General features: G+C 69.6%; 21 protein-coding genes and 1 tRNA gene. 4 read left to right on the top strand and 18 right to left on the bottom strand.

The window, feature by feature from the left end:
- Positions 1-3: 3 nt before the first annotated feature.
- The 18 genes from atpD to lysA form a co-directional block, all read right to left on the bottom strand.
- The gene (atpD, locus tag VB059_RS10680; protein WP_323422008.1) at positions 4-1,455 is read right to left on the bottom strand and encodes a F0F1 ATP synthase subunit beta; all 1,452 of its coding nucleotides are present in this window, start codon (positions 1,453-1,455) and stop codon (positions 4-6) included.
- A gap of 19 nt (positions 1,456-1,474) precedes the next feature.
- Positions 1,475-2,428: a F0F1 ATP synthase subunit gamma gene (locus tag VB059_RS10675; protein WP_323422007.1), complete on the bottom strand. Its 954-nt coding sequence runs from the start codon at positions 2,426-2,428 to the stop codon at positions 1,475-1,477.
- Position 2,429: 1 nt separating this feature from the next.
- Positions 2,430-4,064 (bottom strand): F0F1 ATP synthase subunit alpha, encoded by a 1,635-nt coding sequence (gene atpA, locus VB059_RS10670; protein WP_323422006.1) that lies wholly within the window; start codon positions 4,062-4,064, stop codon positions 2,430-2,432.
- A gap of 81 nt (positions 4,065-4,145) precedes the next feature.
- Positions 4,146-4,952 (bottom strand): F0F1 ATP synthase subunit delta, encoded by an 807-nt coding sequence (locus VB059_RS10665; RefSeq protein ID WP_323422005.1) that lies wholly within the window; start codon positions 4,950-4,952, stop codon positions 4,146-4,148.
- The gene (locus tag VB059_RS10660; RefSeq protein WP_323422004.1) at positions 4,949-5,485 is read right to left on the bottom strand and encodes a F0F1 ATP synthase subunit B; all 537 of its coding nucleotides are present in this window, start codon (positions 5,483-5,485) and stop codon (positions 4,949-4,951) included. Before VB059_RS10660 ends, VB059_RS10665 begins: the two co-directional genes overlap by 4 nt.
- A gap of 8 nt (positions 5,486-5,493) precedes the next feature.
- Entirely contained in the window at positions 5,494-5,715 is a 222-nt protein-coding gene (gene atpE, locus VB059_RS10655) for an ATP synthase F0 subunit C (protein WP_323422003.1), read from the bottom strand.
- Positions 5,716-5,802: 87 nt separating this feature from the next.
- A complete protein-coding gene (atpB, locus tag VB059_RS10650) occupies positions 5,803-6,648 on the bottom strand; it encodes a F0F1 ATP synthase subunit A (protein ID WP_323422027.1) in 846 nt (281 codons plus the stop codon).
- A gap of 61 nt (positions 6,649-6,709) precedes the next feature.
- On the bottom strand, positions 6,710-6,904 hold the full coding sequence (locus tag VB059_RS10645; RefSeq protein WP_323422002.1) for a hypothetical protein: 195 nt from the start codon (positions 6,902-6,904) through the stop codon (positions 6,710-6,712).
- Positions 6,905-7,045: 141 nt separating this feature from the next.
- Entirely contained in the window at positions 7,046-7,549 is a 504-nt protein-coding gene (locus tag VB059_RS10640) for a hypothetical protein (protein WP_323422001.1), read from the bottom strand.
- Between the two features lie 99 nt (positions 7,550-7,648).
- Positions 7,649-8,806 (bottom strand): MraY family glycosyltransferase, encoded by a 1,158-nt coding sequence (locus VB059_RS10635; protein ID WP_323422000.1) that lies wholly within the window; start codon positions 8,804-8,806, stop codon positions 7,649-7,651.
- Positions 8,807-8,808: 2 nt separating this feature from the next.
- Positions 8,809-9,666, bottom strand: a complete 858-nt coding sequence (locus tag VB059_RS10630; protein WP_323422026.1) for an L-threonylcarbamoyladenylate synthase — start codon at positions 9,664-9,666, stop codon at positions 8,809-8,811.
- 13 nt (positions 9,667-9,679) lie between these two features.
- Complete coding sequence (prmC, locus tag VB059_RS10625; protein WP_323421999.1) at positions 9,680-10,579, bottom strand: peptide chain release factor N(5)-glutamine methyltransferase; 900 nt, start codon at positions 10,577-10,579, stop codon at positions 9,680-9,682.
- A 39-nt stretch (positions 10,580-10,618) separates the two neighbouring features.
- Positions 10,619-11,725: a peptide chain release factor 1 gene (gene prfA, locus VB059_RS10620; protein ID WP_323421998.1), complete on the bottom strand. Its 1,107-nt coding sequence runs from the start codon at positions 11,723-11,725 to the stop codon at positions 10,619-10,621.
- 87 nt (positions 11,726-11,812) lie between these two features.
- Complete coding sequence (rpmE, locus tag VB059_RS10615) at positions 11,813-12,031, bottom strand: 50S ribosomal protein L31 (RefSeq protein WP_323421997.1); 219 nt, start codon at positions 12,029-12,031, stop codon at positions 11,813-11,815.
- Positions 12,032-12,183: 152 nt separating this feature from the next.
- Positions 12,184-14,013 (bottom strand): transcription termination factor Rho, encoded by a 1,830-nt coding sequence (rho, locus tag VB059_RS10610; protein ID WP_416339544.1) that lies wholly within the window; start codon positions 14,011-14,013, stop codon positions 12,184-12,186.
- 507 nt (positions 14,014-14,520) lie between these two features.
- Positions 14,521-15,414 (bottom strand): homoserine kinase, encoded by an 894-nt coding sequence (gene thrB / locus VB059_RS10605; RefSeq protein WP_323421996.1) that lies wholly within the window; start codon positions 15,412-15,414, stop codon positions 14,521-14,523.
- 1 nt (position 15,415) lies between these two features.
- On the bottom strand, positions 15,416-16,723 hold the full coding sequence (locus VB059_RS10600) for a homoserine dehydrogenase (RefSeq protein ID WP_323421995.1): 1,308 nt from the start codon (positions 16,721-16,723) through the stop codon (positions 15,416-15,418).
- A gap of 102 nt (positions 16,724-16,825) precedes the next feature.
- A complete protein-coding gene (gene lysA / locus VB059_RS10595; protein ID WP_323421994.1) occupies positions 16,826-18,241 on the bottom strand; it encodes a diaminopimelate decarboxylase in 1,416 nt (471 codons plus the stop codon).
- Between the two features lie 148 nt (positions 18,242-18,389).
- Here lysA and VB059_RS10590 point away from each other — a divergent pair.
- The 4 genes from VB059_RS10590 (at position 18,390) to VB059_RS10575 (ending at position 24,251) form a co-directional block, all read left to right on the top strand.
- Positions 18,390-18,464, top strand: a tRNA-Arg gene (locus VB059_RS10590).
- Between the two features lie 164 nt (positions 18,465-18,628).
- Positions 18,629-19,957: a glycosyltransferase 87 family protein gene (locus VB059_RS10585; protein WP_323421993.1), complete on the top strand. Its 1,329-nt coding sequence runs from the start codon at positions 18,629-18,631 to the stop codon at positions 19,955-19,957.
- 290 nt (positions 19,958-20,247) lie between these two features.
- On the top strand, positions 20,248-24,051 hold the full coding sequence (locus VB059_RS10580; RefSeq protein WP_323421992.1) for a multifunctional oxoglutarate decarboxylase/oxoglutarate dehydrogenase thiamine pyrophosphate-binding subunit/dihydrolipoyllysine-residue succinyltransferase subunit: 3,804 nt from the start codon (positions 20,248-20,250) through the stop codon (positions 24,049-24,051).
- A 5-nt stretch (positions 24,052-24,056) separates the two neighbouring features.
- On the top strand, positions 24,057-24,251 hold the full coding sequence (locus VB059_RS10575; RefSeq protein ID WP_323421991.1) for a DUF6104 family protein: 195 nt from the start codon (positions 24,057-24,059) through the stop codon (positions 24,249-24,251).
- The last annotated feature ends 67 nt before the right edge of the window (positions 24,252-24,318 follow it).

The raw sequence follows: 24,318 nt of genomic DNA, 5'->3' as shown, positions 1-24,318 counted from the left end.
GGCTCAGCCTTCCTTCTTCATCTTGTCCCAGGCGCGGTAGACGTCATCGAGACCGCCGACGTTGAAGAACGCCTGCTCGGGGATGTGGTCGACCTCGCCGTCACAGATCATCCGGAACGACTCGACGATCTCCGGCATCTCCACCGTCGAACCCGGCACGCCGGTGAACTTCTCACCGGTGTAGGTGTTCTGCGAGAGGAACTGCTGGATCCGCCGGGCGCGGTTGACGGTGATCTTGTCCTCTTCGGACAGCTCGTCGATGCCGAGGATGGCGATGATGTCCTGCAGCTCCTTGTTGCGCTGGAGGATCTGCTTCACCCGGGTGGCCACGTCGTAGTGCGCCTGGCCCACGTACTGCGGGTCGAGGATGCGCGACGTCGAGGTCAGCGGGTCGACGGCCGGGTAGAGACCACGCGACGCGATCGAGCGGCTGAGCTCGGTGGTGGCGTCGAGGTGGGCGAACGTCGTCGCCGGCGCCGGGTCGGTGTAGTCGTCGGCCGGCACGTAGATCGCCTGCATCGAGGTGATCGAGTGGCCACGGGTCGAGGTGATCCGCTCCTGCAGGGCACCCATCTCGTCGGCCAGGGTCGGCTGGTAACCCACCGCGGAGGGCATCCGGCCGAGCAGGGTCGAGACCTCGGAGCCGGCCTGGGTGAACCGGAAGATGTTGTCGATGAAGAGCAGCACGTCCTGGTTCTGGACATCGCGGAAGTACTCCGCCATGGTCAGGCCCGACAGGGCGATCCGCAGCCGGGTGCCCGGCGGCTCGTCCATCTGGCCGAAGACGAGGGCGGTGTCCTTGAGGACCCCTGCCTCCTCCATCTCGAAGATGAGGTCGTTGCCCTCACGGGTCCGCTCGCCCACACCGGCGAACACCGAGGTGCCACCGAAGTTGTGGGCGATCCGGAAGATCATCTCCTGGATCAGCACGGTCTTGCCGACGCCGGCGCCACCGAACAGGCCGATCTTGCCGCCCTTGACGTACGGGGTGAGCAGGTCGAGGACCTTGATGCCGGTGTAGAGCTGCTCGGTCTTCGACTCGAGCGCGTCGAACGGCGGCGGATCGCGGTGGATCGGCCAGCGCTCGGTCACCTCGAACGAGGCCGGGTCGACGTTCAGCACGTCGCCGGTCACGTTCCAGACCTTGCCCTTGGTCACGTCGCCGACCGGCACCGAGATCGGGGCACCGGTGTCGACGACCTCCTGGCCGCGGACGATGCCGTCGGTCGGCTTGAGGGCGATGGCGCGGACGGTGTTGTCACCGATGTGCAGCTCGACCTCGAGGGTCATCGTCCGCTTGACGCCCATCACGTCGACCTCGAGGGTCAGCGCGTTGAGGATCTCGGGCATGCCGTCCGGCGGGAACTCGACGTCCACGACGGGGCCGATGACACGCACGACGCGGCCGGTGGCGGCGGGCTTCACCTCGGCGTTCTGTTCAGCAATCGCAGTCATATCTCTCACTCACTCGCTCTCACGCGCTCTCGGACAGCGCGGCGGCGCCACCCACGATCTCGGTAATTTCCTGGGTGATCGCTGCCTGACGTGCCTGGTTGGCCTCGCGCGTCAGGTTTCGGATCAGTTCGTTGGCGTTGTCGGTCGCCGACTTCATGGCGGCCTGACGGGCGGCCAGCTCGGAGGCCGCAGCCTGCATCAGCGCGTAGTACACACGGTTGCCGATGTACAGCGGCAGCAGGGTGTCGAGGACGGCCTCGGCGCTGGGCTCGAAGTCGAACGGGGTCTCGACCCGGTCCTCCTGGTAGACCGGCGCGTGGTGCAGCTCGGTCATCCGGGCACCGCTCTCGGCACGCTCGGCGGCCTCCTCCTCGGAGACCACTTCGAGCGGCAGCAGACGGATGATCTGCGGCACCTGCTTGACGCGGGACACGAAGCGGGTGAAGACGAGGAAGATCTCGTCGACGCCCCCCTCGTCGGTCGGGGTCAGGAAGGCGTCCAGCAGGGCCCGGGCGATCTCGTCGGCGTCCCGATAGCTCGGGGCGTCGGAGAAACCCTCCCAGGACCGCTTGATCTGCCGACCGCGGAACTCGTAGAAGCCCACACCCTTCTTACCGGTGATGTAGGTCTCCATCTCCCGGTGGTGCTTGACGGTGAGGTAGTCCCGTACGGACTCCCCCGCCTTCAGGACGTTCGTCGAGTAGCCACCGGCCAGGCCACGGTCCGAGGTGACCAGCAGGACCGCGGAGCGCTTCGGGTGCTCCAGCTCCGTCAGGAGCGGGTGGTCCATGTCCGGCCGACTGGCCACGGCCTGCAGGGCCCTGACCAGCTCCTGGGTGTACGGATCGGCGGCCTCGGCGGCCTGCTGGGCCTTGCGGATCCGCGCCGCGGCGATGAGCTCCATCGCCCGCGTGATCTTCTTCGTGGTCTGGACGGACCTCGTCCGATCACGGAGTTCGCGAAGGGTAGCCACGTCAGGCCTTCTTCACGACGATCTGCTCGTGCTCCACGTCCTCGTCGCCGATCTTCTTCGGCTCCGGCTCGGTGCCCAACGGCTTGCCCTCGCTGGTGCGGAACTCCTGACGGAAGTCGGCCAGGGCCTTCTCCAGACCGGCCTTGGTCTCGTCGTCGAGCTTGCCGCTGTCGCGGATCGTGGTCAGCAGGGCGGTGTTGCGCCGGAGGAACTCGAGGTACTCGCGCTCGAAGCGCAGCACGTCGTCGACGGCCACGTCGTCCAGCTTGCCGGTGGTGCCGGCCCAGATGGAGACCGACTCCTCCTCCATCGGGTACGGCGAGTACTGCTTCTGGCGCAGCAGCTCGGTGAGGCGGGCGCCGCGTTCCAGCTGACGCTTGGTCGCCTCGTCCAGCGAGGAGGCGAACATGGCGAACGCCTGCTGGTCGCGGTACTGGGCCAGGTCGATCTTCAGCGTGCCGGACACGCCCTTCATCGCCTTGGTCTGGGCCGCGCCACCGACGCGCGACACCGAGATGCCGACGTCCACGGCGGGACGCTGGTTCGCGTTGAAGAGGTCGGACTGCAGGAAGATCTGGCCGTCGGTGATCGAGATCACGTTGGTCGGGATGTACGCCGACACGTCGTTGGCCTTGGTCTCGATGATCGGCAGGCCGGTCATCGAGCCGCCGCCCTTGGCATCGGAGAGCTTCGCGCAGCGCTCCAGCAGGCGGGAGTGGAGGAAGAACACGTCACCGGGGTAGGCCTCGCGGCCCGGCGGACGACGCAGCAGCAGCGACATGGCGCGGTAGGCCTCGGCCTGCTTGGTCAGGTCGTCGAAGACGATCAGGACGTGCTTGCCCTGGTACATCCAGTTCTGGCCGATGGCCGAACCGGTGTAGGGGGCCATGTACTTGTAGCCGGCCGGGTCGGACGCGGGGGCGTTGACGATGGTGGTGTACTCCATCGCGCCGGCCTTCTCCAGCACGCCGCGGACCTCCGCGACAGTGGAGCCCTTCTGGCCGATGGCGACGTAGATGCAGCGGACCTGCTTGGTCGGGTCGCCCGACTCCCAGTTGGCCTTCTGGTTGATGATCGTGTCGATGGCAATGGCGGTCTTGCCGGTCTTACGGTCACCGATGATCAGCTGGCGCTGGCCGCGACCGATCGGGGTCATCGAGTCGATGGCCTTGATGCCGGTCTGCAGGGGCTCGCGGACCTCCTGGCGGTCCATCACGCCGGCGGCCTGGATCTCGAGGGGACGACGACCCTCGATGCCGGTGATCTCACCGAGCCCGTCGATCGGGTTGCCCATGGCGTCGACGACGCGGCCCAAGTAGCCCTCACCGACCGGGACGGACAGCACGTCGCCGGTGCGGCGGACGGTCTGGCCCTCGTCGATGCCTTCGGAGGACCCCAGCACCACGACGCCGATCTCACGGGCCTCGAGGTTCTGGGCGATGCCGAGCGTGCCGTTCTCGAAGCGCAGCAGCTCGTTGGCCATCGCCGAGGGCAGGCCCTCGACGCGGGCGATGCCGTCGCCCGAGGTGACGACCGTGCCGACCTCTTCACGAGAGGAGGTCTCCGGGGTGAATTGCTGGACGTACTGGTCCAGCGCGTTCCGGATCTCCTCCGGACGAATAGTAAGTTCCGCCATCTTCTGCGTCCTTGTTCTCGTTGTCTGTGAGTGTCGTAGTTCAGGTTCCGGAGTCACCCGGGGCGATCGGTTCGCGTGCCGTCACGAGAACAGCTTGCGAGCCTCGTCCAGACGGGAGGCCACGGTCCCGTCGATCACCTCGTCGCCGACCTCGACACGTACGCCACCGAGGACCGCGGGATCCACGACGACATGCATGCTGACCGGGCGACCCAGCTGCTTGTTCAGGGCGTTCTGCAGGCGAGCCGTCTGCTCGGCCGTCAACGGCACCGCCACCCGTACGGTGGCGACAGCGCGGCTGCGCTGGGCCGCCGCCAGGGCGAGGTAGCCGTCCACGGTGTCGGCGAACGTGCGCTCACGAGCGACCACCGCGCGGCGGGCGAGGACGACCGTCGCCGGTGCGGCCTTCCCGTCCAGCAGTCGGGCCACGATGTCCTGGCGGGCGGCCAGGGGCTGGCGGTTGTCGGACAGCGCGTCGCGCAGCTCCGGCGTGCCGGCCACGGTCCGCTCCAGGCGGAAGAGTTCGTCCTCCACCTGGTCCAGCTGGCCCGCGGCCTGTGCCTGGGCGAGAGCAGACCGGATCGCCTGGCGCTCGACGGAGGACACGAAGGTCCCCGCCGTGCGCCAGCGCAGACCGGCAGCCTGCCGCAGGACAGCGACGGCCTCTGGTGAGACCTTGCCGTCGAGCAGCCGGCTGACGAGCTGCTGGCGAGCCTCCACCGGTGCTCCGGGATCGGTGACCGCACGCCGCAGCGCGGGGTCCGAACCGAACAGGTCGGCGATCGAGAACAGCTCCTCGACCAGCGCCGGGTGCGCGTGCTGCGCATCCAGGACCTGGTCCAGGCTGTTCAGCCGGGGCTCGTCGATGCGATCCGTCTGGGGGCTCATGCCTTCTCCGTCTCCGTCTGCGACTCCAGATCAGCCAGGAAGCGCTCGACCGTGCGACGGGCCCGCTCGTCGTCGGCGAGGGACTCGCCGACGATCCGGCCGGCGAGGGTGGTGGCCAGGCCACCGACCTCGTTGCGGAGTTCGCCCATGGCCTGCTTCCGCTCGGCGTCCATCTGCGTCGTGGTCGTCGCGATGATCCGCTGCGCCTCGGCCTCGGCCTGCTCGCGCATCTCTGCGATGATCTGTGCGCCCTGGTTCTTGGCGTCCTCGCGGATGCGAGCCGCCTCGGTACGGGCGTCGGCGAGCTGGGCCTTGTAGTCGGCCAGCGCCGCCTGCGCCTCTGCCTGGGCCTTCTCGGCCTTGTCCATACCACCCTGGATGGCGGCCGTGCGCTCGGCGTACATCTTCTCGAACGCAGGGACCACCGCCTTCCACATCACCAGGAACACCAGGATCATCAGGACGAACCCGACGATGATCTCCGCGTTGTGGGTGGGCAGGAGGGGGCCGAGGTCGAGTTCCATCGGCACCATGGAAATCATCACTTAAGGACGAAGGCCAGGGCGATGCCGATGATGGCCAGGGCCTCTACCACGGCGAAGCCGATGAACGCGGTGCTCATCATCGCGCCACGGGCCTCGGGCTGACGGGCGGTGCCGTTGATGACGGAGGCGAAGATCCAGCCCACGCCGATGGCCGGGCCGAGGGTCGCCAGGCCGTAGCCGAGCATGTTCATGCTGCCAGCGATTTCCAACGGGGTCATTCTCGTTCCTTTCGGATGGTTCTTCTCAGGGATTTTGGTTGCAGTGAGAAGAGAACTGGGGGTTGGGAAGGGGATCCCTGCTCGGCGTCAGTGCGCTTCCGCGAGGGAGGAATGGATGTACTGGGCGGTCAGCACCGTGAAGATGTAGGCCTGCAGGAAGCCGATGAACAGCTCGAGGAAGAGGATCGCGAAGCTGAACAGGATGGAGACCGCACCCGACACGTTGTAGAAGGGGTTGTGCGGGAAGGTCAGCAGGAATGCACCGCCCACCACGAACACCGCGACCACCAGGTGACCGGCGAACATATTGGCGAAGAGACGCAGGCCGAGCGTGAGCGGCCGGGTGATGAAGTTCGAGAGGAACTCCAGCGGCACGATCACCGGGTACAGGTAGACCGGCACCCCCTCGGGGATGAGCTGCATCTTCATGTACTTGCCGAAGCCGTGCTTGCTGATGCCGGCGCCGATGTAGATGACCCAGGACATGATCGCCAGGGCCCACGCGTACCCGATGTTGGAGAACGTCGGGAGCATGAACACGAAGGTCTCGCCGAACCAGTTGTTCACCAACAGGAAGCTGAACAGGCCCAGCAGATAGGGCAGGTAGCGGCGGTACTCCGGGCCGAGGATGTCGCGGGCGACACCGTTGCGGATGAAGCCGTACACGTACTCCCAGAAGAACTGACCCTTGCCGGGGACGGTCTTCAGCTTGCGGGAGGCGAACCACCACAGCGCGATGACCAGAGCCGCACCGATCACGGCCTGCCAGAACGGCTTGTTCATCCAGTCGACGCCGAACGTACAGCCCGCCAGGTTGCCGGGGTCGTTCGGGCCGCGCACACCGGGTTCGGCGGCTTCACAGAAGAACCGGAAATCCCTCACACCGGGGGTTTCAAAAACGCCCGCTTCCAGCGGGGCCAGCGCTCCCACCACGGCCGGCAGTGTCAACGGACCCACCGTTCCTCCTCAACTTCGATGTCGTACGTCATGGTCTCTATCCGGACTGCTTCGTCGGCGGCTTGTCGCCGGGATCGTGGTTGTAGCGTCTGATGATCATGAACATGGCCAGCACCAGACCGATGATGAGCCCGAGGGGCAGCAGGAAAGAGGTGCCCAAGAACTTGTCGCCGAGCCAACCGAGGCCTCCGTAGAGGATCAGGCCCGAGGCGAGGTAGGACAGGATGCGCATACCCGTGTCCATCCCGTCCGGTTCGCCGGACGGTGCCAACGAGGATTCGGGATCGCCAGATCTGTGGCGTCGGGTACCCACGTTGTCGACCTCCTCGTCCGTCAGCGCGTCTCGGACACTATCAGTTGCCATGTCGCAGCGTCACTCCCCGCCCGCACCCGGGCGCTCGGGGTGACCGAGGTCATAAACGGGGATACGCATCCGTGCGAAAGCGACCACTTCGGCCGTTGTCCACAGCAGCACGGTCGCCACGATCCCCAGCGCAGTGGCAGTGCGGTCGAGCAGCGTCAGCCCGGACGCCTCGTAGAGGGCGACGACGCCGGCCAGGCCGGACACCCGGATGCCGTACGAGACCAGGGCCGCCACCAGCAGCACCGAGCCATCCCGCTCGGCGTAGCGGAGCACGACGGCCTGGCCGATGCTGAAGAACAGGATCGCGATCACGGCACCGACGGCCGCCGAGGCGCCCGCCACTCCCCCGCGGACGATCCCCAGGGCGAGCGTGGAGCCGACCAGTCCGAGGTGGCCGCCGAGCAGGCCGGCCACCAGGAGGCGGCGGATCAGGATCGTGGCGGTGCCGCTGACGGGCCGTTCGATGATGGGTTCACCCGGCAGAGGAGCCTCGCCCCCCGCCTGCTCATCCATCGCCATGACCGTACTCATCCTGCGGTGCTTCCCACCCCTTCGGAGGCCCGTCGCGGTGCCGTCCGGCGCCCGCTTGTGAAACGTAACACAAGGTGGCGGCTACCGCTTGTGATGTGCCGAACGCAGGGTCGAGCGGCGAGCCGCCCGGCGCCGCGCGTCCTCGCCGAAGAGTCGTGGCCCGGGGCCCAGGGTGATCCCCACCACCGCCGCCGCGGCGCACACCCAGGCCACCACCACCCAGGTGCTGCGGGTCAGGCCGATCGTCATCACCCCGAACGACAGCAGCGCGGTCCACAGATACATCACGGTGACCGCCCCGCGGTGCGTGTAGCCACGCCGCAGCAGTTGGTGGTGCAGGTGGCCCTTGTCGGCCACGAACCACCAGTTGCCCTGGTTCGCCCGGCGGATCCAGGCGAGCACCAGGTCGAGCAGCGGCAGCCCGAGGATCGCGACCGGCAGGACGAGCGGGAGGTAGGCCGGCAGCAGATCGCCGCCGCCCGCCTCCAGTTTCGACGAGTCGAACTGGCCGGTCAGGCTCACCGTGGAGGTGGCCAGCAGGAACCCGAGGAGCATCGACCCGGAGTCGCCCATGAACATCTTCGACGGGTGGACGTTGTGCGGCAGGAACCCCAGGCAGACCCCGACGATCGCCACCGAGATCACGCTGGCGGTCGTGGCCCGGACGAGGTCCTGCTCGACGGCGAGGATGTAGGAGTAGGTGAAGAAGGCCGCCGCCCCGATGCCGACCACGCCGGCCGCCAGACCGTCCAGGCCGTCGACGAAGTTCACCGCGTTGGTGCAGACCACCACGAAGAAGACGGTCAGCACGATGGAACTGGCGGTGTCCAGCGAGATGATCCGGTCGGGCAGCGGGATCCACAGCAACCGGACGCCGGCCTGCACCACGATCCCCGCGGCCAGCACCTGCCCGGCGAACTTGGTGATCGCACTGATGTCCAGCAGATCGTCGAGCACCCCGACGGCGCACAGCACGGCCACGGCGACCAGGATCCAGGTGGCGTCGTGGCGGACGATCTCGTGGCGGCCGAGGAACGGCAGGTTCATCGACAGCAGGAAGGCGACGGCGACACCGATCAGCATCGCCACTCCCCCGAAGTACGGCGTCGGCACGACGTGGACGTCCCGGGACCGGACCTTGGCCACGGCCCCGAACCGGATCGCCGCCCGCCGGGCCCATCCGCTGAGCTGGTAGGTGACCGCGGCGGCCACCAGCAGGACGAGGATGTATTCGCGCATCGCTAGGCGGTCCGGGGACCTTCGGTCGGCGACGCAGGGGTCGCCGTCGTCCCGCTCGGGTCGGTCCCGTCGGTCTCACCGGTGCCGTTCTGCGCCGTACCCTCGCCCGCCGGCGCATCCGCTGCCGGGGCGGGCGTCTCCTCGGCCGGAGCGGGCGTCTCGCCGGCGAAGGAGCGTACGCCGGCGGAGACCGCGCGCAACTCGTCGAGGGAGATGATCCCCTGCCGGACGACACGGCCCTCCGGATAGCCGGTGAAGTCGACGATGGTCGAGGGCACCGGGCCCGGGGTCGGACCGCCGTCGAGGTAGAGGGCGACGTCCACACCGAGCTGATCGGCGGCCTCCCGGACCGTGGTGGCCGGTGACTGACCCGAGACGTTCGCGCTGCTCACCGCCAACGGACCGGTCCGCCGCAGCACCTCGCGGGCGAGCTCGTTGTCGGGCACCCGCAGCGCAATGGTGCCGTTGGTCTCGCCGAGGTCCATCCGCAGGCTCGACTGGGCCCGGCAGATGATCGTCAACGGCCCCGGCCAGAACGCGGCGACGAGCTGGTTCGCAGCCTCGGGTACATCGATGGCCAGCGCGGCCATCACACCCTCGTCACCGATCAGCACGGGCGGGGGCATGTCCCGGCCGCGGTGCTTGGCGGTCAGCAGTCGCTGCACGGCGTACGCATCGAAAGCATCGGCGCAGACCCCGTAGACCGTGTCGGTCGGCATCACCATCACCCGGCCCTCGGCGATGACCTCCTTGGCCGCGGCCAGTGCCGGCCCGGTGTCACCCTGGGTGCAGTCGACGATCCTGGGCCCGGGCGCGGGCGGGACGACGGCCGACTCGGTGTCCTTCTGCTCCTCCGGCATGTCGCTCACCCCCTCATCCTGCCACCTGCGTGCGGGTCCCCGACACGAACCGTGGTCGCCCGGACAGATCCGGGTGGTCGACGACACCGGTCCAGGCGGGTCCGGCGAAGACCGCCGGCGCCGTCCGGCCGTGGCTGTCGTCGTGCTCGCAGACGACCACCCCGCCCGGGCGCAACAGCCGGCGGGCGGTCCGCTCCACCGCCCGGATCGCCTCGAGGCCGTCCGCGCCGGAGAACACCGCCAGCGCCGGATCGTGGGCGGTGACCTCGACCGGCAGACGATCGCGGACGGTCAGCGGGACGTACGGTGGGTTGACGACGACGATGTCGACCGTGCCGTCCCACTCGGGGGCGGCGTCGGCCAGATCGCCCAGCCGGACGTCGACGCCGGTGCCGGCCAGGTTGGCCCGGGTCCAACGGATCGCGGCGGGATCGAGCTCGACCGCGACGACCTCGCAGCCGGGCACCTCGTCGACCAGAGCGGCGCTGATGGCGCCCGAGCCGGCACACAGTTCGACGACCCGGGGCCTACGTCCTTGTCCGCGCACCGCGCGGGCCGCGTCGATTGCCGCCCCGGCGACCAGCTCGGTCTCCGGACGCGGCACGAACACACCGGGGCCGACGGCCACCCGAACGTGACGGAACCAGGCCTCCCCGGTGAGGTGCTGGAGGGGGACGCCCTCGGCGCGGCGGGCCAGTAGCTCGCGGTAGGCCTCGACCCGGGCCGCATCCGGCGGGTCGGCCATCACCAGGTCCCCCGGGGTGATCCCCAGCACGTGGGCGAGCAGCAACCGGGCATCGACCTGCGGCGAGGCCACCCGGCCGCGGAGCAGCTCGGCGCCGCGGCGGGCCAGCGCCGTCGGACGGATCGGCGCATCGCCGCCGGTGGTGGTGCCCGTCCGGTCGTCACACATCCGGTCCTCGCATCCGGTCGCTGCGCATCCGGCGGGCGCTCACTCGGCGACCGACCGGAGTCGCTCGGCGGTGTCGGCGCTCTGCAGCGCCTCGATCACCGGGCCGAGGTCACCGTTCAGCACCTGGTCGAGGTTGTGCGCCTTGTACCCGATGCGGTGGTCAGCGATGCGGTTCTCGGGGAAGTTGTATGTCCGCACCCGTTCGGACCGGTCGACCGTACGCACCTGGGAGCGCCGGGCCTCGGACGCCTCGGCGGCGGACTCATCCTCGGCGCGGGCCACCAGCCGGGCCCGCAGGATGCGCAGGGCCTGCTCCTTGTTCTGCAGCTGGGACCGCTCGTTCTGACAGGTCACCACGATGCCGCTCGGCAGGTGGGTGATCCGGACCGCGGAGTCGGTGGTGTTGACACCCTGGCCGCCCTTGCCGCTGGAGCGGTAGACATCGATCCGCAGGTCGTCGGGGTCGATCTCGATCGCATCGTCGTCCTCGACGTCGGGCATCACCAGCACCCCGGCGGCGGAGGTGTGGATCCGGCCCTGGGACTCGGTGACCGGCACCCGTTGGACCCGGTGCACCCCGCCCTCGAACTTGAGCGTGCCGTACGGCATCCGGTCCGGGTCGGCGGCGGAGGGGGCGTGCACCACGAAGGTGATCGACTTGTAGCCACCGAGATCGGTTTCCTGCGCCTCAAGGATCTCGATCTTCCAGCCGCGGGCCTCGGCGAACCGGCGGTACATGCCGAAGAGGTCACCGGCGAACAGCGCCGATTCCTCCCCGCCCTCACCGGACTTGATCTCGACGATCGCGTCCAGCGAGTCGTTCGGATCCCGTGGGGCGAGCAGGCGGACGAGTCGCTCGTCGACGGTGTGCAGGCGCTCGGCGAGGTCCTCGGCCTCCGCGGCGAACCCGGGGTCCTCGCCCGCCAGCTCGAGCGCGGCGGTCAGGTCCTCGCTCAGTCGGTGGTACTCGTCGGCGGCCCGGACCACCGGCCCGAGGTCGGCGTAGCGCCGGCCCAGGCGCCGCATCGCGCGCTGGTCGGCCAGCACCGCCGGGTCCGCCATCCGTACCTCGACCTCGTGGTACTCCTCGCGCAACGGCGTCACGGCCGCCAGCAGGGACTGCAGACGGTCATCGGACTCGGACATCGGGACCTCCGGGGGCGTACGCGGGAGACGGGCGGGAACGACGAACGCCGGGGCGCAGCCTGGCTGCACCCCGGCGTTGCGGGAGGACTACTTGCCCTTCTTGAAGCTGCCGTAGCGCTTCTCGAACCTGGCGACGCGGCCGCCGGTGTCGAGGATCTTCTGCTTGCCGGTGTAGAAGGGGTGGCAGGCCGAGCAGACGTCGGCGCGGATCTCGCCGGCGGGGGCCGTGGAACGAGTGGTGAAGGTGTTGCCGCAGGTGCAGACGACCTTCGTCTCGTGGTAATCGGGGTGGATCCCCTGCTTCATCTCATTCTCCTTGTCGTGTGGTGGCGCCGGGTCGTCCGATCAGGGTGGAGGCTCCTGCGGGCGTGAACCGGACCAAGGGACAACTATGCCGCAAACGCCGACGGAGCACCAAATGTTCCCGGTGCCCCTGCCCGTGCCGGCGGGTGACCCGATCAGAACCCGTCGCGGTTCGGCGTGCTCTTGGAGATCTGGATCAGGAACTCCGCGTTGGACTGGGTCTTCCTCATCTGCTTGAGCAGCATCTCGAGCGCCTGCTGGCCGTCCATGTTGGACAGCACCCGGCGCAGCTTCCACATGATCGCAAGCTCGTGGGCGCCGAGCAGCAGCTCCTCGCGCCGGGTGCCGGACTGCACCACGTCGATGGCCGGGAAGATCCGCTTCTCCGCGTACTCCCGGCGCAGCCGCAGCTCCATGTTGCCGGTGCCCTTGAACTCCTCGAAGATGACCTCGTCCATCTTCGAGCCGGTCTCGACCAGCGCGGTGGCGAGGATCGTCAACGATCCGCCGTTCTCGATGTTGCGCGCAGCGCCGAAGAACTTCTTCGGCGGGTAGAGCGCCGCGGAGTCGACGCCACCGGAGAGGATCCGGCCGGAGGCGGGGGCGGCGAGGTTGTAGGCGCGCCCCAGGCGGGTGATGCCGTCGAGCAGCACGACGACGTCGCGGCCCAGCTCGACCAGGCGCTTGGCCCGCTCGATGGCCAGCTCGGCGACCGTGGTGTGGTCGTCGGCGGGACGGTCGAAGGTCGACGAGATGACCTCACCGGAGGTCGTCCGCTCGAAGTCGGTGACCTCCTCGGGACGCTCGTCGACAAGGACCACCATGAGGTGGACCTCGGGATTGTTGCGTGCGATCGCATTGGCGATCGACTGCATCACGAAGGTCTTGCCCGCCTTCGGCGGCGACACGATCAGACCGCGCTGGCCCTTGCCCACCGGGGCGACCAGGTCGATGATCCGGCCGGTCATGTTGGTCGGATCGGACTCCAGCCGCAGCTGCTCGTCGGGGTAGAGCGGGGTGAGCTTGTTGAACTCCGGCCGCTCCTTCATCGTCGCCGGTTCGGCGCCGTTGATCGAGTCGATCCGGACCAGCGGGTTGAACTTCGCCTTGTGCTGCTCCCCCTCGCGCGGCTGGCGCAGCGCCCCGGTCACCACGTCGCCCTTGCGCAGGCCGTACTTCTTCACCATGCCGAGGGAGACGTACGCATCGTCGGACCCCGGCAGGTAGCCGGAGGTGCGGACGAAGGCGTAATTGTCCAGGACGTCGAGTACGCCGGCCACCGGGGTCAGGACGTCGTCCTCGGCCACGGTCGGCTCGTTCTCGTAGCGATCCATGCCGCCACTGCGCCCACCACCGGTGGTCGTCCGGCGGTTCTGCCGATCACGGCCACGGCGCCGGCGGCTGCGCCGGCCACCGGCCTCGCCGCGGTCCTCCCGGTCCTGACGGTTGCCACCGTCGCGGTCCTGACGGTTGCCACCCTCACGATCCTGACGGTTACCACCCTCACGATCCTGACGGTTACCACCCTCGCGGTTCTGCCGGGGCTGACCCTCCTGGCGTTCCGCCCGCTGCCGGTCGGCGCCGCCCTGTTCGGTCGACTCGACGTGCTGGCGGTCCTGCGAGCGCTGGCGCACCGGCTCTCCCTGCGACTCACGCTCGCCCCGGGCCTCCTCGCGGCGGGGCTCCTCCCGGCGGGGAGCGGTCGTGGCGCCGTCGGCCGCGGCGGGCTCGGTCCGACGGCGGGCGGGACGCTCGGCACGCTCACCACCCTGCTCCGGCGCCCGGTGCGCCGTACGCTCCGCCGGCTCAGCGGCAGCCGGCTGCGCCGGGGCCCCCTGGGCACGTCGGCTGCCCCGCCCACCGGGCGGGGTCGAGCCCGCTGCAGCGGCGCCGGACGACTGACCGGCCTGCGCGGACCGGATCGCGGCGATCAGGTCGGCCTTGCGCATGCCGGAGGTGCCCTTGACCCCCAGCCCGCCGGCCATCTGGCGCAGCTCGGGCAGCACTTTGGCCTCGAGCCCACCCGCGGCGCGCTTGGTCGCCGTCGGGGTCGCGTTGTCCACCGGGGTCGTCGCATTCGACGTTTCGGTCACGGGATTCCTTTCCGGGGACCGGGACGCACTACTGACGTCACGCCGGTCCTGGGCCTTCGACGGCCCGCTGTTCGGATCAGTGCCGCGCTTCCTCGGGAATGCCCGTCAGGGACTGCCATTCAGGGATCAGGAAACGCGCCACGCGTGCCCACCACGACCATCGGATCGCGCGGTGATGACCGTACGATCCCGACTGCACTGCGGTCCGACTGCGCTGCAGTCCGACCGCACTACTGCCCTGAAGGGGACCGAGGTCTGTGCCGCCACGGGGAGATCAGATGATCCGGGCACCATGCGTCGCCCAGACGGGGCGATGCGCTGGTCCTGAGCGTACCACCCGATCCGCAGTCCGTACACAGGGACGGCGGATCGGCTGGCGGTGGGGTCCGTCGGGCTGCCTCAGTCCTCGCAGATCGAGACGATGTGCGCCGGCCCGCCGACATGCAACAGCCGTCGGTCGAAGCCCTGGAACGGCGTACGGGCCAGCTCGTCGAGCATCTCCTCGGTGCCCAGCACGACCACGGTCGGCCCGGCACCGGAGATGATCGCCGCGTGCCCGCGGGCCCGCAGGTCGGCGACCAGTCGGGCCGACTCGGGCATCAGCTCGGCGCGGTAGCGCTGGTGCAGCCAGTCCGCGGTCGCATCCAGCAGCAGATCCGGGCGCTGGGCGAGGGCGTGCACCAGCAGCGCCGCCCGGCCGGTGTTGGCCGCGGCGTCCGCATGGCTCACCTCGGCGGGCAGCACCTCGCGGGCCTTCCGGGTGGGCACCGCCCGCTGGGGGATGTACGCCAGGGCGCGCAGGTCTCCGGACAGCGGTGCGGACACCGCGCGCCCGCTGTCGGCGCTCCCCCACGCGATCGCCAGGCCGCCGAGGATCACCGCGGCGACGTTGTCGGCGTGACCCTCGAGCCGGGTGCCGATCCGTTCCATCCATTTGCGGTCCGGCTGGGACGCCGGATGGGCGTACGCCCAGGCGAGCAGCAGGCCGGCGGTGATGGCGGCGGAGGAGGAACCCAGGCCGCGCCCGTGCGGGATCGAGTTGTGCGCCTGCAGGCGCAGTCCGTTCGGCGGGGCGACCCGCAGCGACTCCAGCCCGGAGAGGAAGGTCGAGACGATCAGGTGCGAGGCGTCCCGGGGGACGTCGTCGGCACCCTCGCCGGTGACATCGACATCGATGCCGGACGGCCGAGTGGTCAGGGTGACCTCGTCGAACCAGTCGAGGGCCATGCCCATGCAGTCGAAGCCCGGGCCGAGATTGGCCGAGGATGCCGGGACGCGGACGACGATCCTCACCTCAGCGCCCCTCCACCCGCATCAGGCTGGACACCTCGTACACCTCGGGGATGGCCACGAGCTCGTCGACGGTCGCCTCGACATCGGCGTTGCGGGCGGTGTGCGTGCCCAGCACCAACCGGGCGGTCCCGCTGGCGTCCTCCTGACGCATGGTCATGATCGAGACATTGTGATCGGCCAACACCTTTGCGACCTTGGCCAGCACACCCACCGTGTCCTCGACCTCCAGGGCGATGTGGAACCGGGTGATCACGTCGCCGATCGGGGCGACCTCGAGGTCCTGGTAGACCGCGGAGCGTGCGCCGAGCCCGCCCACGACACGGTGCCGGGCGACCGTCACCAGGTCCCCGAGCACGGCGGAGGCGGTCGGTGCGCCACCGGCACCCTTGCCGTAGAACATCAGCTGACCGGCCGCCGCGGTCTCCACGAACACGGCATTGAACGCCCCGCCGACGCCGGCGAGCGGGTGATGGGCGGGCAGCATCGCCGGGTGCACCCGGGCCGAGACCCGACGCTGTCCGTCCGGGAGCTCCTCGAGCTCGCAGATCGCCAGCATCTTGACCACCATGCCGAGCGACTCGGCCGCGGCGATGTCGGCCCGGGACACGTCGGTGATGCCCTCGCGGTGGACGTCGTCGAGGGTGACCCGGGAATGGAACGCCAGCGTGGCCAGGATCGCCGCCTTGGCGGCCGCGTCGTACCCCTCGACATCGGCCGTCGGATCCGCCTCGGCGTACCCGAGGGCCTGGGCCTCGCTGAGGGTCTCGGCGAAACCGGCACCGGCGGTGTGCATCTTGTCCAGGATGAAGTTCGTCGTGCCGTTGACGATCCCCATCACCCGGGTGACCTGGTCACCCACCAGCGAGTCGCGCATCGGTCGGACGATCGGGATGGCCCCGGCCACCGCCGCCTCGTAGTAGAGGTCGGTCCGGTTGCCGTCGGCCGCCGCCACCAGGGTGGGTCCGTCCTCGGCGAGCAGTGCCTTGTTGGCGGTGACCACCGGTTTGCCGGCCCTCAGCGCCTGCAGGATCCAGCTCCGGGCGGGCTCGATGCCGCCGACGACCTCGATCACCAGGTCGACGTCGTCGCGCCCGATCAGCCCGGCCGCGTCCGTGGTGAACAGCTCGGAGGGCAGGCCGGGGCGCTCGCGGTCGGCACGGCGCACCGCGATCCCGACCAGGTGCAGCGGGGCTCCGACGCGCGCAGCGAGGTCGTCGCCGTGGTCCAGCAGCTGACGCGCCACTTCGGCGCCGACCACGCCACAGCCGAGCAGTGCCACGCCCAGCGGGCGCCCGACCGGTTCATTCATTCTGTCAACCTCACTGTGCTTCGTAGGATCGGCGTGCTTCATCGGATCGGGCCCGGGTCTGCCGGTCCGCCGTGTCCGGGGGCCTCACGGTACCGGGTCGTCTCACGGTACCGGGTCGTAGCCGAGGTCGAGCGCGAGGAGGTCCTCGATGGTCTCGCGGCGCACCAGGGTGTGCAGTGCGCCGTCGCGGACGGCCACCACCGACGGCCGCGGCACCATGTTGTAGTTGGAGGCCATCGCCCGGCTGTACGCCCCCGACCCGGGCACCGCGACCAGGTCACCCGGAGCGATGTCGGCCGGCATGAACTCGTCGCGGACCAGGATGTCCCCGCCCTCGCAGTGCTTGCCGACGATCCGCGACAGCCGGGCACCGGCGGTCGAGGCGCGGCTGGCCAGGGTGGCGGAGTACTCGGCTCCGTAGAGGGCCGGGCGGATGTTGTCGCTCATCCCCCCGTCCACCGAGATGTACGTACGGGTCGCGCCGCCGTCCAGCACCACCTGCTTGACCGTCCCGACCCGGTAGAGCGCCATCGTGGTCGGGCCGACGATGGCCCGTCCGGGCTCGATGGACATCCGCGGCACCTGGACCGCCAGGTCGTGGGCCTGCTCCTCGACGATCGCCCGCAGAGCACCGGCCAGCTGCTCGGGGCTCTCCGGGCGGTCCAGTGAGGTGTAGGCGATGCCGAAACCGCCGCCCAGGTCCATCTCGGGCAGTTCGCGATCGAACTCGCGGGCCACCTCGGCGTGCAGCGTCATGATCCGCCGGGCGGCCACCTCGAAGCCGTGGGTCTCGAAGATCTGCGATCCGATGTGGGAGTGGATGCCGATCAGCTCCAGGTGCGGGTCCGCCTCACAGGCCCGCAGCGCCTCCTTCGCCTGGCCGGAGGCGATGGAGAAGCCGAACTTCTGGTCCTCGTGCGCGGTGGCGATGTACTCGTGGGTGTGCGCCTCGACCCCGGTGGTCACCCGGACCATCACCCGGGGACGTACGCCCCGCTCGGCGGCCAGCCGGCCGAGCCGCTCGATCTCGTCGAAGGAGTCGACGATGATGCGCCCCACCCCCGCCTCGAGGGCCATGCCGATCTCGGCCTCCGACTTGTTGTTGCCGTGCAGGCCGATGCGGTCCCCCGGGACGCCGCCGCGCAGCGCGACGGTCAGCTCGCCGCCGGTGCTGCAGTCGACGAACAGGCCGTCGGCCAGGGCCCAGCCGGCCACGGCGGTGGTGAGGAAGGACTTGCCCGCGTAGTAGACGTCCCAGCCGGCGAACGCCTCGACGAACGACCGGGCCCGCCGGTGGAAGTCCACCTCGTCCAGGACGTACACCGGGGTGCCGCACCGCTCGGCGATCTCGGTGGCCCGCAGACCGCCGACCGTCAGGATGCCCTCGTCGTCCCGTTCGACCGTGGTGCTCCACAGGACGGGGAGCAGGGCGTTGACGTCCTCGGGGAGGCGCAGCCACTGGGGGCCGGGGGCGATGGTGTCGGCATGGATCGAGCCGGCGACGTGCATGTGCGTCATGGGCCCTACTCTGCCAGCGACACGCCGGTCGGCCCACCGGATCGCGCCGGATGGACGGGGTCGGACGGACCGATTGGACACCACCCCACGGCGATGGTGCTATATTTGCCCAGTTGCCACCGCAGGGTGCGAATCCGGCAGGCGACAGGCCCCCATAGCTCAGGGGATAGAGCACCGCCCTCCGGAGGCGGGAGCGTAGGTTCGAATCCTACTGGGGGCGCCAGGAAAGCAGGGCGCCAGGCCGCTGGAGATCGGTATCCGATCCTCAGCGGCCGTTTTCACGACAGCCGGTGGCACCGCGCGACATCACTTGTCTCCCGATCGCCGATCCGGCCGTCACGCGCCGGCAGGGCGACCCGGCGGGGCGACCCGGTAGCCTTGCGTTCCGTGACTCCTGCCGAGACGACACCCCGCCCGCACCGCAGCCCTCTGGGACCGGCCCTGGGCGCGGCGCTGGTCTGGATCGGGTCGCGGCTGGCCATGCTGGCGCTCTTCTTCAGCGTGGAGATCACCGTCTGGTGGGACGTCTACTACTACTTCACCAAGATCTCCGGGCTGACCGAGGCCGGCCTCGCCCACACCCTGGTGGAGTACCCGACACCGGTGGTGTGGTTGCTGCGGCTGCCCTTCCTCCTCGGCGGTGGTGACCAGACGGCGTACGTGGCGTTGTTCATGGTGCTGATGGGCCTGCTCGACGCCGCCCTCACGGTGTGGCTGTGGGTGCGTGGGTGGCGGGCCGGTTCGACCGTCGCGGCCTACTACTGGATGGTCTTCACCGCCCTGATCGGCCCGCTCGTCTACACCCGGTTCGACCTGGTGCCGTCGGTCCTGGCGGCCGCGGCGCTACTGCTGCTCGCGCGCACCCCGGCGGTGTCCGGCGGCCTGGTCGCGGTCGGGGCCGCGATCAAGCTGTGGCCGGCGCTGCTGATCACCGGCCTCTTCGGTCGCCGGCGCGGCCGGGGCGCGGTCTGGGTCGGCTTCGGGGCGACCGGTGCCGTCCTGGTGGCCCTCAGCCTGCTCACCGGCGGCTGGGCCCGGTTGATCTCACCGCTCACCTGGCAGGGCGGGCGCGGCCTGCAGATCGAGTCGGTGTGGGCCACCCCGGCGATGGTCAACGTGCTGGCCCACCCCGCCCGCTACGTCATCCAGATCTCGCAGTACCAGGCCTACGAGGTGTTCGGGCCGGGTGTGCCGGCGATGCTCACGGTGGCCACCGTCGCCACTTTGGTCGGCGGGCTGGCGATCATCGCGCTCGGCATCCGGGCCTGGCGCTCCCCCGGCCACGACCTCTACACCGGCGCGATGATCATGACCGCGGTGGTCGCCGTCATGATCATCACCAACAAGACCTTCAGCCCCCAGTACCTGGTCTGGCTCGGCGGCCCGCTCGCCGTCCTCACCGCCGCCCGGGCGGGACGGCCGGGCGACGCGAGGATCCCCGGCAGCGACATCGCGCTGCTGGTCCTCGCGCTGGTCCTCGCGCTGCTCACCCAGCTGATCTACCCGGGCTTCTACGGCTGGATCACCGAGGCCGGACCGGGCACCGGCCGTACGGCGATGACCCTGGTCCTGACCGTGCGCAACCTCGGCATGCTGGTCTTCACCGTGCTGGCCTACGTCCGCGCCTGGTCGCTGCTCACCGCCACCCCCGGCGACACGGAAGCGGCCGCGGACGAGACGGTGGGCGAGGTCGCCGGGACCGAGAAGGTCGCCTGATCCGGACCGCGTTTGCCACCGTACGGCACACCTCGAGCGGTCGTCCGGCCACGCCGCGATCGGCCGGCTGACGAGCCGTGGCCGCCCCACCCGGCGGCGGCCCTCCACATCGCACACCACATGGCGTACTGGTCACTTTCGGCTACGATCGGCAGAGGTATGCCGGGTCCGTCCGGGATACCGGATGTGGGACACACCGCCGTGGACGGGTCATCCGGACCTCCCCGTAGCGAGCACTCGTTCAGGCGCTGTCCCACGAAGTGACCGAATCGCGACGGAAGAAGGCGACCGTGGCCCCCGCGCCCGAACCAAACACCACTACCAGCTCTGCTGATTTCGGAGCCAACGACTGGCTCATCGAGGAGATGCTCGACCGTTTCAGGACCGACCCCACGTCGGTCGACGGGAGCTGGCAGGCGTTCTTCACCGAGCGGGGTGAGACACCGGCCCCCACCCCCGCCCCGGTGGCCCGACCGGCCGCCGCGACTCCGACACCCCCGACCCCCGCCGCCCCCAAGCACCCGGCCACCGCGCCGTCGACCCCGCCCGCTGCCTCGGCCCCCGCGGTGACCGCCGCCGCGGCCGCCCCGAAGTCGCCCCGGGTGGAACGCCCCAACGAGGTGCGCTCCGGCCCCCGACCGGTCCGCGCCGGCCAGGACTCCGGCGTCCCGGCCGATCCGCCGAACCCGTCGCTGCGGCCCGAGGCCGGCTCCGACCAGCCGGTGCGTACGGTGATGAAGGGTGCGCCGATGCGCACCGCGAAGAACATGGATCTCTCTCTCAGCGTGCCGACGGCCACCTCGGTGCGCACGATCCCGATGAAGCTGCTCATCGACCAGCGGTCCATGATCAACAACCACCTGCGCCGGGCCCGCGGCGGCAAGATCAGCTTCACCCATCTCATCGCGTACGCCCTGGTCCAGGCGGTCAAGGACGTCCCGGCGATGAACAACTCCTACGACGTCACCGGCGGCAAGCCCACCCTGGTCGAGAACCCGCATGTGAACGTGGGGCTGGCGATCGACGTCCCGAAGCCGGACGGCACCCGTCAGCTGCTGGTGCCCAACATCAAGGCCGCCGAGACGCTCACCTTCGCCCAGTTCTGGTCCGCGTACGAGGAACTGGTGCAGAAGGGGCGGGGCAACAAGCTCACCGTCGACGACTTCGCCGGCACCACCGTCTCGCTGACCAACCCGGGGCCGATGGGCACCCACCACTCCGTGCCGCGGCTGATGAACGGCCAGGCGGCGATCATCGGGATGGGCTCGATCGCCTACCCGCCGGAGTTCGAGGGCTCGGACCCGGAGCGGCTGGAGGAGCTGGGCATCGGCAAGATCTGCACGCTCACCTCCACCTACGATCACCGCGTCATCCAGGGCGCCCAGTCCGGTGAGTTCCTCAACCGGATGCACGACCTGCTGCTGGGCGCCGATGACTTCTACGAGAAGGTCTTCGCCTCGCTGCGCATCCCGTACGCCCCGTACAAGTGGACGCCGGACAAGGGCCACCAGCACGAGGACGCGATCTCCAAGCAGACCCGGGTGATGGACCTGGTCAACGCCTACCGCGTCTCCGGCCACTACCTGGCCGACATCGATCCGCTGGAGTACCACCAGCGCTCGTTCCCCGACCTCGAGCTGGAGAGCCACGGGCTGTCCGTCTGGGACCTGGACCGGTCGTTCGCCGTCGGTGGCCTCGGCCCGGACCAGAAGCGGTTCATGAAGCTGCGCGACATCATCATCACGATGCGCGACGCCTACTCCCGCGCCGTCGGCATCGAGTACATGCACCTCGGCTCGCCCGAGCAGCGCCGCTGGATCCAGGACCGGGTGGAGCGCCGCTACACCCAGATCCCCGGTGAGGAGCACCTGCGGATCCTCGACAAGCTCAACGAGGCCGAGCTCTTCGAGACGTTCCTGCAGACCAAGTACGTGGGCCAGAAGCGGTTCTCCCTGGAGGGCGGGGAGTCGGCCATCGTGGCGCTCGACGAGATCTGTGACCAGGCGGCGCAGGACGGCCTCGACGAGGTCGCCATCGGCATGCCGCACCGCGGCCGGCTGAATGTGCTGACCAACATCGTCGGCAAGTCGTACGGCTCGGTCTTCCGGGAGTTCGACGGCAACCTCGACCCGCGCTCCGTGCAGGGCTCCGGCGACGTGAAGTACCACCTCGGCGCCGAGGGCACCTTCACCGCGATGGACGGCTCGACGATCCGCGCCTCCGTGGCCGCCAACCCCTCCCACCTGGAGGCCGTCGACCCGGTCCTGGAGGGCATCGCCCGCGCCAAGCAGGACATGCTGAACCGCAGCTACGAGTTCCCGGTGCTGCCGGTCCTGCTGCACGGCGACGCGTCGTTCGCCGGCCAGGGCGTGATCGCCGAGACCTTCCAGATGTCGCAGCTGCGCGGCTTCCGCACCGGTGGCACGATCCACATCATCGTGAACAACCAGATCGGCTTCACCACCTCCCCCGACTCCAGCCGTTCGACGTTCTACTCCTCCGGCATGGCCAAGGGCTACGACGTGCCGATCATCCACGTCAACGGGGACGACCCCGAGGCGGTCGTCCGGGCGTCCCGGTTCGCCTACGAGTTCCGCCGCGAGTTCAACAAGGACGTCGTGCTGGACATCGTCTGCTACCGCCGCCGCGGCCACAACGAGGGTGACGACCCGAGCTTCACCCAGCCGACGATGTACCGGATGATCGAGAACAAGCGGTCCGCCCGCAAGCTCTACGCCGAGTCGCTGATCGGCCGCGGCCTGATCTCCATCGAGGACGCCGAGGCCGTGATGGACCGGTTCCACGAGCGGCTGGAGAGCGTGTTCAAGGAGGTCCGCGAGGACAAGGGCACCGACACCGCCTACACCACCACGCCGGACTACCCGGAGAAGTCCGAGTTCGTCCAGGGCACCGCAGTGAGCCCCGAGGTGCTCAAGCGGGTCGCCGACGCGTACGTCGACTACCCGGAGGGCTTCACCCCGCACCGCAAGGTCCGCCCCCAGCTCGAGCGCCGTGCCGCGGCGATCATGCAGGGCCCGATCGACTGGGCGACCGCCGAGCTGCTCGCCATCGGCTCGGTGCTGATGGACGGCCGTACGGTCCGGATGACCGGCCAGGACACCCGCCGCGGCACGTTCTCGCAGCGCTTCGCCGCCGTGATCGACTCCGACAACGGTGACGCATGGGTGCCGCTGAAGCACCTCACCGAGGACCAGGGCAAGTTCCACGTCTTCAACTCGCTGCTCAGCGAGTACGCCGTGATGGGCTTCGAGTACGGCTACTCGGTCGCCCGGCCCGACGCGCTGGTGATGTGGGAGGCACAGTTCGGCGACTTCGCCGACGGCGCCCAGACGATCTCGGACGAGTTCATCGCCTCGGGCAACACCAAGTGGGGCCAGAAGTCCGGCGTCGTGCTGCTGCTGCCGCACGGTTACGAGGGCCAGGGCGCCGACCACTCCTCGGCCCGGATCGAGCGGTGGCTGCAGATGTGCGCCGAGGACAACATGGCCGTGTGCCAGCCCTCGACCCCGGCGAACTACTTCCACCTGCTGCGCCAGCACGCCCTGGTCGGTTGGCACCGCCCGCTGATCGTGCCGACGCCGAAGTCCATGCTCCGCAACAAGCTGGCCACCTCGATGCCGGAGGACTTCACCACCGGCCGATGGCAGCATTCGCTGAGCGATCCGTCGATCACCGACCCGTCGCAGGTCGAGCGGGTGCTGATCTGCTCGGGCAAGGTCCGCTGGGAGCTCGTCCACGCCCGTGACAAGAAGGGCCTCAACGGCAAGGTCGCCATCGTCACCCTGGAACGTCTCTACCCGCTGTCCACCGATGCCCTGCTGGAGGTGCTGGCGCCCTACCGGCACGTCACCGACATCCGCTGGGTGCAGGACGAGCCGGCGAACCAGGGGCCGTGGCCGTTCCTGCACTACTCGCTGCTGCCCGACCTGGCCGCCAAGGACCCGAGCCGTGACTGGAGCGCCATGCCGGCGATCTGCCGGCCGGCCTCGGCGACCACCGCGGTCGGCAGCAAGAAGCGTCACGACGCGGAGGAGCAGGAACTGATGGATGCCGCCTTCGGGCCGCGCGGGTGACGTCGGTGTACTTCACCGACCGGGGTATCGAGGAGCTCGAGGCGCGCCGCGGGGAGGAGGAGGTCTCCTTCCTGTGGCTCGCCGAGCAGTTCCGTTTCTTCGTCGATCTCCACCCGGAGTTCGAGACGCCCGTGGAGCGGCTGGCCACGTGGCTGGCGCGCCTGGACGACGAGGACGACGACACCGACACCGACGACTGACCCGGTGACGCCCGGTCCGGCCGGGCGTCACCGGCCAATGCGAGGGGGTCCCTTGCCAGTGGGCACG

It is taken from the genome of Raineyella sp. (assembly GCF_034933565.1).
In the GTDB taxonomy this organism is placed as follows: Bacteria; Actinomycetota; Actinomycetes; order Propionibacteriales; family Propionibacteriaceae; genus Raineyella.
This window is presented reverse-complemented; position numbering and strand designations above follow the sequence as displayed.

Bases quoted from the DNA above. Each gene is read 5' to 3' on its own strand.
- atpD (WP_323422008.1), bottom strand. From the start codon at position 1,455: ATGACTGCGATTGCTGAACAGAACGCCGAGGTGAAGCCCGCCGCCACC.
- atpA (WP_323422006.1), bottom strand. From the start codon at position 4,064: ATGGCGGAACTTACTATTCGTCCGGAGGAGATCCGGAACGCGCTGGAC.
- VB059_RS10665 (WP_323422005.1), bottom strand. From the start codon at position 4,952: ATGAGCCCCCAGACGGATCGCATCGACGAGCCCCGGCTGAACAGCCTG.
- VB059_RS10660 (WP_323422004.1), bottom strand. From the start codon at position 5,485: ATGGTGCCGATGGAACTCGACCTCGGCCCCCTCCTGCCCACCCACAAC.
- atpE (WP_323422003.1), bottom strand. From the start codon at position 5,715: ATGACCCCGTTGGAAATCGCTGGCAGCATGAACATGCTCGGCTACGGC.
- VB059_RS10645 (WP_323422002.1), bottom strand. From the start codon at position 6,904: ATGCGCATCCTGTCCTACCTCGCCTCGGGCCTGATCCTCTACGGAGGC.
- VB059_RS10640 (WP_323422001.1), bottom strand. From the start codon at position 7,549: ATGGATGAGCAGGCGGGGGGCGAGGCTCCTCTGCCGGGTGAACCCATC.
- VB059_RS10635 (WP_323422000.1), bottom strand. From the start codon at position 8,806: ATGCGCGAATACATCCTCGTCCTGCTGGTGGCCGCCGCGGTCACCTAC.
- VB059_RS10630 (WP_323422026.1), bottom strand. From the start codon at position 9,666: ATGCCGGAGGAGCAGAAGGACACCGAGTCGGCCGTCGTCCCGCCCGCG.
- prmC (WP_323421999.1), bottom strand. From the start codon at position 10,579: ATGTGTGACGACCGGACGGGCACCACCACCGGCGGCGATGCGCCGATC.
- prfA (WP_323421998.1), bottom strand. From the start codon at position 11,725: ATGTCCGAGTCCGATGACCGTCTGCAGTCCCTGCTGGCGGCCGTGACG.
- rpmE (WP_323421997.1), bottom strand. From the start codon at position 12,031: ATGAAGCAGGGGATCCACCCCGATTACCACGAGACGAAGGTCGTCTGC.
- rho (WP_416339544.1), bottom strand. From the start codon at position 14,013: ATGGCCGGCGGGCTGGGGGTCAAGGGCACCTCCGGCATGCGCAAGGCC.
- VB059_RS10600 (WP_323421995.1), bottom strand. From the start codon at position 16,723: ATGAATGAACCGGTCGGGCGCCCGCTGGGCGTGGCACTGCTCGGCTGT.
- lysA (WP_323421994.1), bottom strand. From the start codon at position 18,241: ATGACGCACATGCACGTCGCCGGCTCGATCCATGCCGACACCATCGCC.